Source organism: Paracoccus versutus, from assembly GCF_000763885.1.
Taxonomy (GTDB): Bacteria; Pseudomonadota; Alphaproteobacteria; order Rhodobacterales; family Rhodobacteraceae; genus Paracoccus; species Paracoccus versutus.
Genome location: NZ_JRKO01000095.1, coordinates 1 through 13,923, shown reverse-complemented (window position 1 = coordinate 13,923; position 13,923 = coordinate 1). Strand labels below are relative to the sequence as shown.

Below are 13,923 nucleotides of genomic sequence, written 5' to 3'. Positions count from 1 at the left end.
GGGGGGCAGAGCCCCCCGACCCGCGCCCCGCAACCGCCACCAGCCAGCCAGGGAGGCCGAGCCATGTCCGAAGTTGAACGCGAGTCGATGGAATACGACGTTGTGATCGTCGGCGGCGGCCCGGCGGCCCGCTGGAAGCCGGCGCGGCGCGGAAACCCCGCGCTGCAGGTGCCCGGCGGATTATGCCACCGACCCCCACCATGGGGCGAGACTTCCGCGCCAAGCCCCGCTAGGCTGGCAGGCAAGCTGCGGGCGAGCGGTGCCGGTTCGGGTGCCGCCCCTTCCGCGACCCGGCTTTTTCCCAGACCTGTCAGGAGGCACCCATGTCAGATCAAGGCAAACCCGAAAACATCAACGCCGTGCAATCCACCACCGGCGCCGGCGCGCCCGCGCCCAGCGACCGCAATTCGCTGACCATCGGCGCCGACGGCCCCATCCTGCTGCATGACGTGCATTTCCTGGAACAGATGGCGCATTTCAACCGCGAGAAGGTGCCCGAGCGCCAGCCCCATGCCAAGGGCGCCGGCGCCTTCGGCCTGTTCGAGACCACCGAGGACGTCTCGGCCTATACCCGCGCGGCGCTGTTCCAGAAGGGCGCCACGACCGAGATGCTGGCGCGGTTCTCAACCGTCGCGGGCGAGATGGGCAGCCCCGACACCTGGCGCGACGTGCGCGGCTTCTCGCTGAAATTCTATACCGCCGAGGGCAACTACGACCTGGTGGGGAACAACACGCCGATCTTCTTCGTGCGCGATCCGATGAAGTTTCCCCATTTCATCCGCAGCCAGAAGCGGCTTGCCGATTCCGGCCTGCGCGACAACCACATGCAATGGGACTTCTGGACCAACAATCCCGAAAGCGCGCATCAGGTCACCTATCTGATGGGCGCGCGCGGGCTGCCCCGCACCTGGCGCAACATGAACGGCTATGGCTCGCATACCTATATGTGGGTGAATGCGGCGGGCGAGCGGTTCTGGGTCAAGTACCACTTCCACACCGAACAGGGCATGGCTTTCTTTACCAATGCCGAGGCCGCGGCCATGGCCGGCGCGGATGCCGATTTCCACCGCCGCGACCTTTTCGACGCTATCGCCCGCGGCGATCATCCCAGCTGGATCCTGTCGGTGCAGATCATGCCCTATGAGGACGCCAGGACCTATCGCATCAACCCGTTCGACCTGACCAAGACCTGGCCGCATGCCGATTATCCGCTGGTCCGCGTCGGCCGGATGGTGCTGAACCGCAACCCCGAGAACTTCTTTGCCCAGATCGAGCAGGCGGCCTTCTCGCCCGGCAATACGGTTCCGGGCATCGGCCTGTCGCCCGACAAGATGCTGCTGGGCCGCGCATTCGCCTATAACGACGCGCAAAGGAACCGCATCGGCACCAATTTCCACCAGCTGCCGGTGAACCAGCCCAAGGTGCCGGTGAACAGCTACATGTTCGACGGGCAGATGGCCTATCACCACAGCGGCAGCGCCCCGACCTATGCCCCGAACAGCGTCGGCCGCCCCTGGGCCGATGCGACAGGCCCGGTGCCCGAGGGATGGGAGGCCGACGGCGCCATGGTCCGCAGCGCCTATACGCTGCGTGCTGACGACGACGATTTCACCCAGCCGGGCACCCTTGTGCGCGAGGTCATGGACGATGCGCAGCGTGCCGCCCTGGTCGAGACGGTGGCCGGCAGCCTGCTGGGCGGGGTGCGCGAGCCGGTGCTGAGCCGCGCCTTCGACTATTGGAAAAGCATCGACCCCGAAACCGGCCGGCGCATCGAGCAAAAGGTGCGCGGCGGAGTCGCCACCAAGCCGGCCGAGGGCATGGGCGAGGGCTGATCGCACCGGGCCCGCCCGCGCCGCAACGGCGGGCGGGCCTTGCCGATGCCGGGTGCCCCCGACACCGATCTCCAGCTGCGGTTGCGGGGCGACCGGACCAGGCGGCGGCGTTCAGGCGGGCCAGCGTTCCGGGGTCTTCACGACCCGCCCGACCTGCGGTCCGAAGGGTTGCCACCGGACAACCACGGGCGGGACCGTCCAGTCAGGGCGTCGCCTCTTCATTGCCGGCCCCGCCTGCCAGGCAGTCCGCACCCAGTTCCGCCGGCGAGACGCAGCCGATCCCGGCCATGACCAGGTCGGTTTCCTGCCGCAGGATGGCAAGCGCCTTGCGCGCGCCCGCCTCGGCCCCGGCGGCGGTGCCGTAAAGCGTCGGTCGGCCGGCAAAGACGAAATCCGCGCCCAGGCACAAGGCGATGACCACATCCGAGCCGCGCCGGACGCCGCTGTCCAGGAACAGCGGATAATCCGGGCCGACTGCGCGCCGGATCGCCGGCAGCATGTCCAGTGCCGCGGGCGCCGCGTCCAGCGCCTTGCCGCCGTGGTTCGAGACCAGGATCGCATCCGCGCCAAGCGAGGCCGCGCGGCGGGCATCCTCGGGATGCAGGATGCCCTTGACCACCAGCGGGCCGGGCCAGAGCGCGCGGCAGGTCTCCAGGTCGCGCCAGCACAGCGTGCCGCTGTCGCCCGGCACGAAGGCCTGGTCGAAGAAGAAGGCCGCCACGTCCGAGGCGCCGGCGCCCTTGGGGGCATAGGGCGCCCAGTTGCCCATCGTCTCCATCCCGCCGCCCAGCAGGAAGCGTAGGAACCATTCGGGGTGCAGCAGCACCTCTTTCGCCAGCCGCGGCCACAGCGCCGGGCCGGGCCGGAAGGGGACCGAGATGCGGTTGCGCAGGTGGCGTTCGCGCTTGGGCGTCACCGGCGTATCGACGGTCAGCACCAGCGCCGGGGTGCCGGCATCGGCGGCGCGGCGGATCTGGTCGCGGGTGATCGCCCGGTCGCGGGCCGGATAAAGCTGGAACCAGCCGTGATCCGGCGCGATCCGGGCGATCTCTTCCAGCGAGGCGCCGGCGGCGCCGGACAGGATGAAGGGAATGTCGGCCTCGCGCGCGGCGCGGGCCAGCATCCGGTCGGCATCGCGGCGAAACAGCTGCGCCGGGCCGGTGGGCGAGATGCCCAGGGGCATCGCGTAGTCGCGGTCCAGGATGCGCGTCGCCAGCGACCGGCGCGAGACGTCGCGCAGATAGCGCGGCACCAGCCGGTGGCGGGCGAATGCCTGTCGGTTGCGGTTCAGCCCCGCCTCGCCATCGACGCCGCCGGCGATGAAATCGAACAGGAAACCCGGCAGGTAGCGTCGCGCCGCCTGTTCAATCTCTTCGATGTTGACGGCGTGGCGGGTGCGGTCCATCCGCTATCCCGCGCTGTTGGTGGCGATCAGGATGCTCAGCATCCGCGCCATGTTCTCGCGGTCCTGCGGCGACAATGCGGCGATCAGCTCGCGCTCCAGCGCGGCATGGGCGGCCATGCTCTCATCGGTCAGGGCGATGCCCTTGCCGGTCAGCTCGACGATGACGCCGCGGCCGTCGCGCTTGTCGGCGCTGCGCTGCACCAGCCCGTCCTTTTCCAGCTTGCGCAGCAGGTTGGAAAGCCCGCCCGAAGAGATGACGATGGCGGCAAGCAGCTCGCTCGGCGTCATGCGATAGGGCGGGCCGCTGACGCGGATCGTGGCCAGGATGGCATAGGTCGGGAACTTCAGGCCGAATCGCGCCAGGTTGCGGTTCACCTTGTCGATGATGACCTCTTGCAGGTGCAGGACGCGGCCGACCACCGCCTTGCCGCTGCTGTCGATCTGCGGCACCTCGCGTCGCCATTGCCGCATGCCGCGGCCGATCCGGTCGTTTTCCCAGTATCTTATCGGTTCCTCGTCCAAGCTGTGCCCTTGCCGCTGAATGATGCGCATGCCCTTCGTCATTACCCCATCCGCGACGGCATTGGAATTGTATCTTTCAAGTAGCTTTCTAGTATCTTTACTGAAAGACATATGCCAGACTGGCAGAGTCGGTTCCTGTCGAGCGCCTGCGGCGACCGGCCAGAACAACCAGGCGGGGAGGTTTGCTTGTGTTCAGAAAATTCGCATTGACGACGACGGTCGCGGCGGCTGCCGCGCTTGGCCCGATCGCGGCCGCATCCGCGCAGGAGCTGGTCGTCGGCGCCTTCGGCGGCTCTTTCGCCGACAACGTCGAGACCTGCTATGTCCAGCCCTTTACCCAGGCCACCGGGGCCTCGGTGCTGCTGAAGCCGGCCAGTTCGGCGCAGCACGCGGCCTCGGTCAGGGCGACCGCCGGGCAGTCGGACATGGACGTGGTCTTTGCCGACGACGCCTTCGCGGTGCAGATGGCGAACGAAGGGCTGCTGGTGCCGCTGGACCGCGCCACGCTGGCGAATGCACCCGACATCATCGAGGGCGCCTGGGGCAAGGGCGACGCCTATGTCGCCGCCATGCTGGGCGCGACGACCATCGTCTACAACAAGGACACCGTGGCCACGCCGCCGAGTTCGTGGAACGACCTGTTCGATCCGAAATACGAAGGCCGGATCACCATCGGCGACGTCTCGGCCACCGCGGGCTGGCAATTCCTGGCCGCGCTGAACCAGATGGAGGGCGGCACGCTGCAAGACCCAGGTCCCGGCCTGGCCAAGATCAAGCCGCTGGCGCAATCGGCGGTGCTCTTGCACACCCAGGCCGACCAGGTGGTCTCGCTGTTCGAGCGGGGCGAGATCGACATCGCGGTCTGGTATCCCGACCGCGCCGGCGTGGCGATCAAGGGCGGGCTGCCGCTGGCCGTCGCCTATCCGCAGGAAGGCGCGGTGGGCATCCGCCCGACCATCTCGATCCCCAAGGGCACCCAGCAGCAGGAACTGGCGCTGAAATTCATCGACACCGTGCTGTCGGTCGAGGCGCAGAAATGCTTCTCGGAAGCGCAGGTGATCGGCCCGGTCAACAGCAAGGTGGTTCTGTCGGACGACCTGGCGAGCATCCTGCCCAGTGCCGAGCAGGCCGGGCAGATGCTGTTCCTGGACCCGGCCGAGATGGCCGTGGTCATGCCCGACTGGACCCGCCGCTGGCAGCGCGAAGTGCTGCGCTGAGCCGATCCCGGCGGGTTTCCTGCCGGGACCGACCGCAACCCATCCAAAGCCCCGACGAGGTGAGATGAGCAACCTTTCCCTGCGCAACATCGTCAAGCGCTATGGCAAGACGGAAGTGGTCAGGAACGCCTCGTTCCAGATCGCCGAGGGCGAGTTCGTCTCGCTCCTCGGGCCTTCGGGCTGCGGCAAGACCACGATCCTGCGCATGGTCGCCGGCTTGCTGGAGCCGACCGAGGGGCAGATCATGATCGGCGAGCGCGACGTGACGCGCCTGCCGCCCAACAAGCGCAACATCGGGCTGGTGTTCCAGTCCTATGCGCTGTTTCCGCATATGACGGTCTTCGAGAACGTCGCCTTCGGCCTGCGCCGCAAGGGCGAATCCGGCAAGCCGCTGGAAGAGCGGGTGAATGCCGCGCTGGAGATGGTCCGGCTGGGCGGCTATGGCGCGCGTTTCCCGCGCCAGCTTTCCGGCGGCCAGCAGCAGCGCGTCTCGATGGCCCGCGCCATCGCGCCGCGGCCCAGCATCCTGCTGTTCGACGAGCCGCTGTCCAACCTCGACGCCAAGCTGCGCGACGAGATGCAGATCGAGCTGAAGCGGCTGCAGCAGGAACTGCGCATCACCACGCTGTTCGTCACCCATGACCAGGCCGAGGCGCTGAGCCTGTCGGATCGCGTCGGCGTCATGCATGGCGGCGTGATCCAGCAGTTGGACAGGCCCGAGGAGATCTATCACCGGCCGGCGAACGCCTTCGTCGCCAGCTTCATCGGCAAGCCGAACCGGCTGCAAGGCCGCATCGAGGCCGGCACCGTCGCGCTTGGCGCTGGGCTGGCGCTGCGCCCCGAGCGGCTGGACCTGCCCGAGGGCAGCGAGGCCGAGGTCTTTCTGCGGCAAGAGGCGATCCGCGTCCTGCGCACGCCCGAGCCGGGCGCGCTGGCGGGCACCGTGGCGCTGCGCGCCTTCTCGGGGCCGCAGGTGCAGCTGGTGGTGCGGCTGGCCCATGGCGCCGAGATCGTGGTCGAGGTGCCCTCGGCCGAGGATACCGCCAGCCTCGCGCCGGGCGAGCCGGTGCATCTGGCGATCCGGCCGCGCGACATCATCGTGCTGCCGCAGGGGGCTGCGTCATGACCGGCCAGCGCAGTGCATGGCTGCTGATCGCGCCGCTTCTGCTGGTGCTGCTTTTGTCCTTCGTGGTGCCGCTGGTGCTGCTGCTGCCGACCAGCTTCCAGGAATACCAGCCGGGGCAGGGCATGGTCGCGGGCAGCTTCACCTGGGAAAACTACCTGCGCATCGCCACCGACGGCTATTACCGCGAGGTGGTGCTGCGCACGCTGGCGCTGGGGCTGGGCGTCACCGTGCTGTGCCTGCTGACCGGCTATCCGGTCGCCTATCTGATCGTGCGCGGCCATCCGCGCTGGCGGCTGCCGCTGACGCTTCTGGTGATCTTTCCGCTGATGCTGAACCTGGTGGTGCGCTCCTTCGGCTGGATCGTGCTGCTGACCAATCGCGGCGTGGTCAACAACCTGCTGATCGACCTGGGCCTGATCGAGCGGCCGCTGAAGCTGATGTTCAACATGACCGGCCTGCTGATCGGGCTGACCCATATCTACCTGCCCTTCATGGTGCTGATGCTGGTCGCGGCGTTGCAAAACGTGCCCCGCGACGTCGAGGCGGCGGCCGCGACGCTGGGCTCCAGCCGGACGCATGTGTTCTGGTCCGTCACCCTGCCGCTGACGGCGCCGGGCATCATCGGCGGCTCGATCCTGGTCTTCGTGCTGACCATCTCGGCGCTGGTCACGCCAAGGATGCTGGGCGGGCCGACCTATCAGGTGATGGCGACGCTGATCTATGACGAATACATGCAGCTTCTGGACTGGCCCAGCGGCTCGGCGCTGTCCTTTGCGCTGGCGGCCTCGACGCTGGTCATCATCTGGCTCTCCAGCCGCATGACCAGAAGATGGGCGGGCATGGCATGAGCGACATGAAACCCACCCTGCCCATTTCCATCGTCGCGCTGCTGGTCGTGGCCTTCCTGCAGGTGCCGGTCTTGGTGGTCGTGCTGACCTCGTTCAGCGAGACATCCTACCTGACCATCCCGCCGCAGGGCTGGACGCTGAAATGGTTCGCCGAGGTGCTGAGCGATCCGGTCTATATCCGGGCGATCCGCAACAGCCTGATCCTGGCGGTCAGCTCGACGCTTCTGTCGCTGGCCCTGGGCGTCGCGGCGGCCTATGCGCTGTTTCGCAAGGCCATCCCCGGATCCGAGGCGATCACCGCGCTGCTGATGGCGCCGCTGATCGTGCCCTCGGTGGTGATCGGGGTGGCCATGCTGCAATATGTGACGCTGGTCGGCCTGCGCGGCAGCTTCCTGGTGCTGATCGTCGCCCATGTCGTCATCACCGTGCCCTATATCCTGCGCTCGGCGCTGGCCAGCCTCTCGGGCCTTGACGTCTCGGTGGAAGAGGCGGCGCGGGTGCTGGGCGCGGACGGCTTCACCGCCTTCCGGCTGGTCACGCTGCCGCTGATCAAGCCCGGCCTGGTCGCCGGGGCGCTGTTCGCCTTCGTCACCTCGATGGAGAACGTGCCGGTCACGATCTTCCTGGCCAGCGCCCGGCAGACCACGCTGCCCATCCTGATCTTCAGCTCGGTCGAGATGGGGGTCAATCCGGGCGTCGCCGCCATCTCGACCCTGCTGATCGTCGCCACCGTGATCGTGCTGCTGCTGGCCGAGCGCTGGACCGGCTTTCACAAATTCGTCTGAAAGGACCAGCCATGCATCTGACCAGCAAGGGCTTTCCGCTGTTTCTGACCTTCGACCTCGATGCCGAGACGATGTGGACGGCGCGCGACCCGGCCTATGCCAGGCGCCCGATCCTGATGTCGCAGGGCGCCTATGGCTGGAAGGTCGGCACCGACCGCGTGCTGGACCTGCTGCGCCGCTACGGCCTGCGCAGCACCTTCTTCATCCCCGGCCTGGTCGTGGACCAGCGCCCCGAGTTGGTCGAGCGCATCCTGCAAGGCGGGCACGAGATCGCCCACCACAGCTATTCGCACCGCTGGATCCTGAACCTCAGCCACGAGGAAGAGCGCGAGGAGATGGAGCGCGGCTTCGAGGCGATCAGGCGCGCCACCGGGCAGGCGCCGCGCGGCTGGCGCTCGCCCGCGGCCGAACTCAGCGACATTTCCATGCAGCTGATGCTGGAACACGGCTTCGACTATTCCTCGAACTTCTTCGACGACGATTCGCCCTATCTGCACGAGGTGGACGGGCAGCGGACCCGGCTGGTCGAACTGCCCTTCCGCTGGGTGCTGGATGACGCGCCCTTCTTCCAATATTCCATCGTGCTGCCGGGCCGGACCATGCAGGCGCCCTCGGCCCTGCTTGAGGCGTGGACGCTGGAGCTGGACATGCTGCATGCCGAGCGGCGGATGATGATGGTCGGCATGCATCCGCAGATCATCGGCCAGCCCTCGCGCCTGTGGGTGCTTGAGCAGCTGATCCGGCGCGCGCTGGACAAGGGCGACGTGTGGATGGGCCGCTGCGACGAGATGGTCGCCGACATGCGCCCGCGCCTGGAGGGCGCTGCGGCATGAGCGGGGCGCTGACCGGCCGCCGCATCCTGATCGCCGGCGGCGCGCAGGGCATCGGCCGGGCCACTGTCGCGCGCTTCCTGGCCGAGGGCGCCCGCGTCGCGGTGATCGACCGCGACGGGGCGGCGCTGGATGGGTTGCAGGTGCCGGCCGCGGTGGCCGACATCACCGACAGCGCCGCGCTTGCGGCGGCGGTGACGCGGCTGGCCGGGGCGCTGGGCGGGCTGGACGGGCTGGTCAATTGCGCGGGCCTGGATCTGGTCGCGGCACTGGAGCAGATCACCGACGAGGCCTGGGACCGGCTGATCGCCGTGAACCTGACCGGCGCGATGAAGCTGTGCCGGGCTGCGGTGCCGCATCTGCGGCAGGCGGGGGGCGGCACCATCGTCCACCTGTCCTCGGGCGCGGGTCTGGTGCCTTTGCGGCTGCGCAGCGGCTATGCCGCCTCCAAAGCGGGGTTGCAGATGTTCTCGAAATCGCTGGCGCTGGAGCTGGCGGACAGCGGCATCCGCGTGAACGTGGTCTGCCCCGGCGCCGTCGACACGCCGCTGCTGCGCAGCTCGATCGACCCGGCGGGCGATGCCGAGGCGCAGTTGCAGGCGGTGCGCGACCGCTATGCCCTGCGCCGCATCGCCGATCCGGCCGAGATCGCCGCGGCGATCCTGTGGCTGACGAGCGGCGAATCCTCCTATGTCACCGGCGTTGCCCTGGCGGTCGATGGCGGCCGCACCTTTCATTGAGGCCGGCCATGACGGGATGCATGCGGTTCAGGGACAAGACCGTGCTGGTGACGGGCGGCGCGGCGGGCATCGGCGGCGGCATCGCCCGCCGCATGCTGGCCGAGGGCGCGCGGGTCGGGGTCATGGACCTCGACACCGCGCCGCTCGCCGCCGAGGCGGGCGGGCGGCTGCTGCTGGTCCAGGGCGATTGCACGGACGCCGCCGCCCTGGCCGGCTTCCACGACCGTTTCCTGGCCGAACTCGGCCCGGTGGACGTGCTGGTGAACAACCTGGGCCAAAGCGGCCGCGAGCGCAGCGCGCCCTTTTGCGACTCGCGCGAGGAGGTCTGGCGCTTCGTGCTGGAGATCTCGCTGGTCAGCGCCATGCGCATGGCCCGGCTGGTGGCCCCGGCGATGCGCGAGCGCGGCGCCGGGCGCATCGTCAACATGTCGAGCCTTGCCGCCTTTACCGGCGAGCCGGGACTGGCCGATTACGCCGCCGCCAAGATGGGGGTGATCGGGCTGACCCGCGGCCTGGCCCGCGAACTGGCGCCGCATGGCGTGACGGTGAACGCGGTGGCGCCCGGCGCCATCCGCACCGCCGCGCATGACCGCGTGCCGGCGCAGGTGATCCAGCAGATCGTCGACAAGACCCCGGTCGGCTTCGTCGGCGCGGTCGAGGACGTGGCCGCCGCCGTCGCCTTCCTGGCCAGCGACGAGGCGCGTTTCATCACCGGCCAGACGCTGCTGGTCGATGGCGGCCATTGGATGATCTGAAAGGAGCCCGCGATGACCGAGATCGCCGACCTGAGCGCCGTGGACCTGGCCGAGGCCATCCGCCGCCGCGCCATCTCACCCGTCGAGGCGACCGAGGCGGCGCTGGAGCGGATCGAGGCGCGCCGCGACCTCAACGCCTTCGTCACCGTCGCCGCCGATGCGGCGCGGGCCGAGGCGCGGGCGGCCGAGGCGGCGGTGATGCGCGGCGACGAATTGGGGCTGCTGCATGGCGTGCCCTATTCGGTCAAGGATCTGCTGGCCACGGCTGGCGTGCGCACCACCATGGGCTCGCGCCTGTTCGCAGAAAGCGTGCCGGCCGAGGATGCGGTCTCGGTCGCCCGCGCCCGCGCCGCCGGCGGCATCATGATCGGCAAGACCACGACGCCGGAATTCGGCCATGCCCAGACCGCCAGCTCGCCGCTGACCGGGCTGACGCTGAACCCGATCGACCCCGGCGTGACGGCGGGCGCGTCCAGCTCTGGCTCGGCGGTGGCGGTGGCGGCGGGCATGGGCCCCTTGTCCATCGGCACCGATGGCGGCGGCTCGATCCGCATCCCGGCCGCCTGCTGCGGTATCGTCGGCATGAAGCCGACGCTGGGCGTCATCCCGCATCTGGCGCTGCCCGACCTGTTCGCCGCCAATTCCTTTGCCGGGCCGATGGCGCGCACCGTGGCGGATGCGGCGCTGTTCTTTCAGGCCATGGCCGGGCCCGACCCCCGCGACCCCTATGGCCAGGCGGCCGTGCAGCTTTATCCCGACGACGGGCGCGGGCTCAGGGGGCTGCGCATCGGCTGGATCCCCACCGCCGGCGCGCGGGTCGAGCGCGAGACGGCCGAGATCACCCAGGCCGCCCTGCGCCGCATCGAGGCCGAGGGCGCCGTCGTCGAAGAGGCCGACCTGGATTTCCGCAGTTTCGAGCCGGTGTTCCTGACCCTTTTGCGGGTGGGGCTGGCCGCCCGCGCCGCCCCCGCCTTTGCCGGCCGCGAGGATCTGGTCGCCCCCTCGCTGGTCGAGACGGCGCGGCTGGGGCAGGGCTATTCCGCAGTGGATCTGGCCGAGGCCTCGGCGGCGCGGACGCGGCTGTTCCAGATGATGCAGGCGCATTTCGCCCGCTTCGACCTCCTGGCCTCGCCGGTGCTGACCGCGCCGCCGCTGGCCCTGGGTTATGACCCCATGGGCGAGATCGAGATCGACGGCCAGCCCGCCGGCACCATCCGCGGGGCCTGGTATCCGTTCACCTATCCGCAGAACCTGACCGGCCATCCGGCGATCTCGCTGCCCTGGGGGCGGACCCGCGCGGGGCTGCCGGTGGCCTTGCAGCTTTGCGCGCCCTGGTATCGCGACCGGATGCTGCTGCGGCTGGCGGATGCGGTGATGCAACTCGCCTGACGGGCGCGCCGGTCAGTCCAGCGTCCGGCGGAACCGCAGCAGGGCCAGCGTGCCCAGCACCGCCACCATGGTCGCGAGCGCGGCGAATTGCGGCGCGACATCGGCCCAGCCCGCGCCCTTCAGCATGATGCCGCGCACCAGCCGCAGCAGATGCGTCACCGGCAGCACCTCGCCCAGGGCCTGCGCCCAGCCCGGCATGCCGCGGAACGGGAACATGAACCCCGACAGCAGCACCGAGGGCAGGAAGATGAAGATCGCGATCTGCATCGCCTGCATCTGCGTGCGCGCCGCGGTCGAGATCAGATAGCCCAGCAGCACCAGCGCCAGCACGAAGACCATCACCCCCGCCAGCAGCAGCCCCAGCGAACCCGCGAAAGGCACGTCGAAGATCGCCCAGGCCGCGCCCAGGATGACGAGCACCTGCACCGCGCCGACGGTCAGGAAGGGGGTGATCTTGCCGATCATGATCTCGGCCGGGGTGGCGGGCATGGCCAGCAGGTTCTCCATGGTGCCGCGCTCGATCTCGCGGGTCAGGGCCATGGCGGTCATCATCACCATGGTCATTTGCAGGATCACCCCCAGAAGGCCGGGGACGATGTTGTATTGCGTGACCGCCTCGGGGTTGTAGCGGCGATGGGCGACGATCTCGGGCGCGGTCCGCGCCGACCCGGCCGGCAGGTCGCGGCGAAAGGCGCTTTCGGCGATGCCGGAAAGCGCGGCGACGGCGCCGCTGGTCGCCGAGGGGTCCGAGCCGTCCGCCTCGACCAGGATCTGCGGCCGGTCGCCGCGTTCCATCCGCCGGCCGAAATCGGCGGGCACGGTCACGACAAAGGCAACCTCGCCGCGGGTCATCAGCCGCTCGGCCTGGTCGGCGGTGGCAAGGGGGTGGGTGATGCGATAGTAGCCGCTGTTCTCCAGCGCCGCGGCAAAGCTGCGGCCGAACCGATCCTGCACCGGCGCGACCAGGGCCGTGGGCATGTCGCGCGGGTCGCTGTTGATCGCATAGCCGAACAGCAAAAGCTGCATGATCGGCACCCCCAGCATCATGGCGAAGGTCACGCGGTCGCGGCGCATCTGGATGAACTCCTTGCGCAGCAGCGCCCGCAGCCGTGTCGGCGAAAAGCTCATCGCATGTTGTCCTGGGACTGTTCCATCAGCCGGATGAACACGTCCTCGAGGCTGGTCTCGACCGGCCGGCCGGCGACGCCCTCGGCCGCCAGCGCCGCCATGAGCCGGTCGCGGTCGGTGCCGGTCACGTGCAGCGCGGTGCCGAAGGGCTCGACCTGCTCGACGCCCGGCGCCCGGCGCAGGCGCTCGGCCAGCTCGCCCGGCCGGGGGGACTGCACGCCCAGCGTGACCAGCCGCGCGCCCGCGATCACCTCGGCTACGGTGCCCGAGACCACCAGCCGGCCATAGGCGATGTAGTTGATGCGGTGGCAACGCTCTGCCTCGTCCATGTAATGGGTCGAGACCAGGACGGTCATGCCCCCCAGCGCGCGGGCGTGGATCTCGTCCCAGAACTGCCGCCGGGCCTTGGGATCGACCCCGGCGGTCGGCTCGTCCAGCAACAGAAGGCGGGGCTGGTGCATGATGCAGGCCGCCAGCGCCAGCCGCTGCTTCCAACCGCCCGAGAGGCTGCCGGCCAGCTGGGTCTTGCGCGAGGTCAGGCCCAGATCCTCCAGCGTGTCGCGCACGGCCTGCCGCGGCAGGCCGTAGAGCCCGGCGACGAAGGCCAGGTTCTCTTCGATCGACAGATCCTCGTAGAAGGAAAATTTCTGCGTCATGTAGCCGACCTGCCGGCGGATCGCGCGCTGCTGGCGGCGCACGTCCAGGCCCAGCACGCTGCCGCTGCCCGCGTCGGGCGTCAGCAAGCCGCAGATCATGCGGATGCAGGTGGTCTTGCCCGAGCCGTTCGGGCCCAGGAAGCCAGCGATCTCGCCCTCGGCCACCCGCAGCGCGACATCGTCCACGACCGTCCTGCCGCCGAAGGATTTCGTCAGCCCGGTCACGTCGATGGCGGTGGCCTGGGTCATGGCGCCTTCCAGAGCTCGACGATCTGGCCGGGCTTCAGCGGGCTGCCCGGATCGGGGCGGGCCTCGACCAGGTAGACCAGCTTCTGCCGCGCGTCGCGGGCATAAAGGACGGGCGGGGTGAACTCGGCCTCGTCGGCGATGAACGAGACCGCGGCGCCGGCCGGCGCGCAGCCGTCGCAGCCGACCGTCAGCCTCGTTCCCAGCGAAAGCGCGGCCAGATCGGCCTCGGCCACATAGAAGCGCAGCTTGACCGCGCCGTCCGGCAGATAGGCCAGCACCGGCGCCGAGGGGCCGGCGATCTCGCCCGGATGCCGCAGGATGTCGGTGACGATGCCCGGCGCGGGGGCGGTCAGCCGGCGCTGTTGCAGCTGCCATTCCATCGCCTGCCGGTCGGCTTCGGCCTGGGCCAGGGCGGCGCGGGCGGCGGCGATGGCATCGGGG

14 protein-coding genes are annotated in these 13,923 nt (G+C 69.4%); 9 read left to right on the top strand and 5 right to left on the bottom strand.

The annotated features are described in order from the left end of the window. The first annotated feature begins 323 nt into the window (after nt 1-323). A complete protein-coding gene (locus IT40_RS24900; RefSeq protein ID WP_036760786.1) occupies nt 324-1,832 on the top strand; it encodes a catalase in 1,509 nt (502 codons plus the stop codon). Between the two features lie 202 nt (nt 1,833-2,034). Here the strand turns inward: IT40_RS24900 and IT40_RS24895 are convergent, their stop codons facing one another. Together IT40_RS24895 and IT40_RS24890 are read right to left on the bottom strand one after the other, a co-directional pair. Beyond that, nucleotides 2,035-3,237 carry an alpha-hydroxy acid oxidase gene (locus tag IT40_RS24895; protein WP_036760784.1) on the bottom strand — a complete coding sequence of 401 codons (1,203 nt, stop codon included), beginning with the start codon at nt 3,235-3,237 and terminating at the stop codon, nt 2,035-2,037. A 3-nt stretch (nt 3,238-3,240) separates the two neighbouring features. Further along, complete coding sequence (locus IT40_RS24890; protein ID WP_231493207.1) at nt 3,241-3,789, bottom strand: MarR family winged helix-turn-helix transcriptional regulator; 549 nt, start codon at nt 3,787-3,789, stop codon at nt 3,241-3,243. 176 nt (nt 3,790-3,965) lie between these two features. Here IT40_RS24890 and IT40_RS24885 point away from each other — a divergent pair, with 176 nt between their 5' ends. The 8 genes from IT40_RS24885 (at nt 3,966) to IT40_RS24850 (ending at nt 11,449) form a co-directional block, all read left to right on the top strand. Continuing rightward, complete coding sequence (locus IT40_RS24885; RefSeq protein ID WP_244274064.1) at nt 3,966-4,976, top strand: ABC transporter substrate-binding protein; 1,011 nt, start codon at nt 3,966-3,968, stop codon at nt 4,974-4,976. A gap of 64 nt (nt 4,977-5,040) precedes the next feature. Further along, nucleotides 5,041-6,102, top strand: coding sequence for an ABC transporter ATP-binding protein (locus IT40_RS24880; protein ID WP_036760780.1), 1,062 nt, complete (start codon nt 5,041-5,043; stop codon nt 6,100-6,102). Beyond that, nucleotides 6,099-6,950 carry an ABC transporter permease gene (locus IT40_RS24875; protein ID WP_024843811.1) on the top strand — a complete coding sequence of 284 codons (852 nt, stop codon included), beginning with the start codon at nt 6,099-6,101 and terminating at the stop codon, nt 6,948-6,950. Before IT40_RS24880 ends, IT40_RS24875 begins: the two co-directional genes overlap by 4 nt. Continuing rightward, complete coding sequence (locus tag IT40_RS24870; protein ID WP_052096316.1) at nt 6,947-7,735, top strand: ABC transporter permease; 789 nt, start codon at nt 6,947-6,949, stop codon at nt 7,733-7,735. Before IT40_RS24875 ends, IT40_RS24870 begins: the two co-directional genes overlap by 4 nt. An 11-nt stretch (nt 7,736-7,746) precedes the next feature. Beyond that, on the top strand, nt 7,747-8,568 hold the full coding sequence (locus IT40_RS24865; RefSeq protein ID WP_036760779.1) for a polysaccharide deacetylase family protein: 822 nt from the start codon (nt 7,747-7,749) through the stop codon (nt 8,566-8,568). Continuing rightward, entirely contained in the window at nt 8,565-9,305 is a 741-nt protein-coding gene (locus IT40_RS24860; protein ID WP_036760777.1) for an SDR family NAD(P)-dependent oxidoreductase, read from the top strand. The genes IT40_RS24865 and IT40_RS24860 overlap by 4 nt, the downstream gene beginning before the upstream one ends. Nucleotides 9,306-9,325: 20 nt before the next feature. Beyond that, nucleotides 9,326-10,060, top strand: a complete 735-nt coding sequence (locus IT40_RS24855; protein ID WP_024843807.1) for an SDR family NAD(P)-dependent oxidoreductase — start codon at nt 9,326-9,328, stop codon at nt 10,058-10,060. Nucleotides 10,061-10,072: 12 nt separating this feature from the next. Next, complete coding sequence (locus IT40_RS24850) at nt 10,073-11,449, top strand: amidase (protein WP_036760775.1); 1,377 nt, start codon at nt 10,073-10,075, stop codon at nt 11,447-11,449. 12 nt (nt 11,450-11,461) lie between these two features. On the opposite strand, the gene IT40_RS24845 is transcribed toward IT40_RS24850, so the two are convergent. The 3 genes from IT40_RS24845 to IT40_RS24835 form a co-directional block, all read right to left on the bottom strand. Continuing rightward, nucleotides 11,462-12,577, bottom strand: coding sequence for an ABC transporter permease (locus tag IT40_RS24845; protein WP_036760772.1), 1,116 nt, complete (start codon nt 12,575-12,577; stop codon nt 11,462-11,464). Continuing rightward, on the bottom strand, nt 12,574-13,482 hold the full coding sequence (locus IT40_RS24840) for an ABC transporter ATP-binding protein (protein WP_036760770.1): 909 nt from the start codon (nt 13,480-13,482) through the stop codon (nt 12,574-12,576). The genes IT40_RS24845 and IT40_RS24840 overlap by 4 nt, the downstream gene beginning before the upstream one ends. After that, nucleotides 13,479-13,923, bottom strand: a 445-nt coding sequence (locus tag IT40_RS24835; protein ID WP_036760769.1) for an HlyD family secretion protein, incomplete at its 5' end; no start/stop codon positions are given. The genes IT40_RS24835 and IT40_RS24840, both read right to left, overlap by 4 nt.

Excerpts from the sequence above, each read along its gene's own strand:
- IT40_RS24900 (WP_036760786.1), top strand. The coding sequence starts at position 324 with ATGTCAGATCAAGGCAAACCCGAAAACATCAACGCCGTGCAATCCACC.
- IT40_RS24865 (WP_036760779.1), top strand. The coding sequence starts at position 7,747 with ATGCATCTGACCAGCAAGGGCTTTCCGCTGTTTCTGACCTTCGACCTC.
- IT40_RS24855 (WP_024843807.1), top strand. The coding sequence starts at position 9,326 with ATGCGGTTCAGGGACAAGACCGTGCTGGTGACGGGCGGCGCGGCGGGC.
- IT40_RS24840 (WP_036760770.1), bottom strand. The coding sequence starts at position 13,482 with ATGACCCAGGCCACCGCCATCGACGTGACCGGGCTGACGAAATCCTTC.
- IT40_RS24895 (WP_036760784.1), bottom strand. The coding sequence starts at position 3,237 with ATGGACCGCACCCGCCACGCCGTCAACATCGAAGAGATTGAACAGGCG.
- IT40_RS24860 (WP_036760777.1), top strand. The coding sequence starts at position 8,565 with ATGAGCGGGGCGCTGACCGGCCGCCGCATCCTGATCGCCGGCGGCGCG.
- IT40_RS24890 (WP_231493207.1), bottom strand. The coding sequence starts at position 3,789 with ATGCGCATCATTCAGCGGCAAGGGCACAGCTTGGACGAGGAACCGATA.
- IT40_RS24850 (WP_036760775.1), top strand. The coding sequence starts at position 10,073 with ATGACCGAGATCGCCGACCTGAGCGCCGTGGACCTGGCCGAGGCCATC.
- IT40_RS24875 (WP_024843811.1), top strand. The coding sequence starts at position 6,099 with ATGACCGGCCAGCGCAGTGCATGGCTGCTGATCGCGCCGCTTCTGCTG.
- IT40_RS24870 (WP_052096316.1), top strand. The coding sequence starts at position 6,947 with ATGAGCGACATGAAACCCACCCTGCCCATTTCCATCGTCGCGCTGCTG.
- IT40_RS24845 (WP_036760772.1), bottom strand. The coding sequence starts at position 12,577 with ATGAGCTTTTCGCCGACACGGCTGCGGGCGCTGCTGCGCAAGGAGTTC.
- IT40_RS24880 (WP_036760780.1), top strand. The coding sequence starts at position 5,041 with ATGAGCAACCTTTCCCTGCGCAACATCGTCAAGCGCTATGGCAAGACG.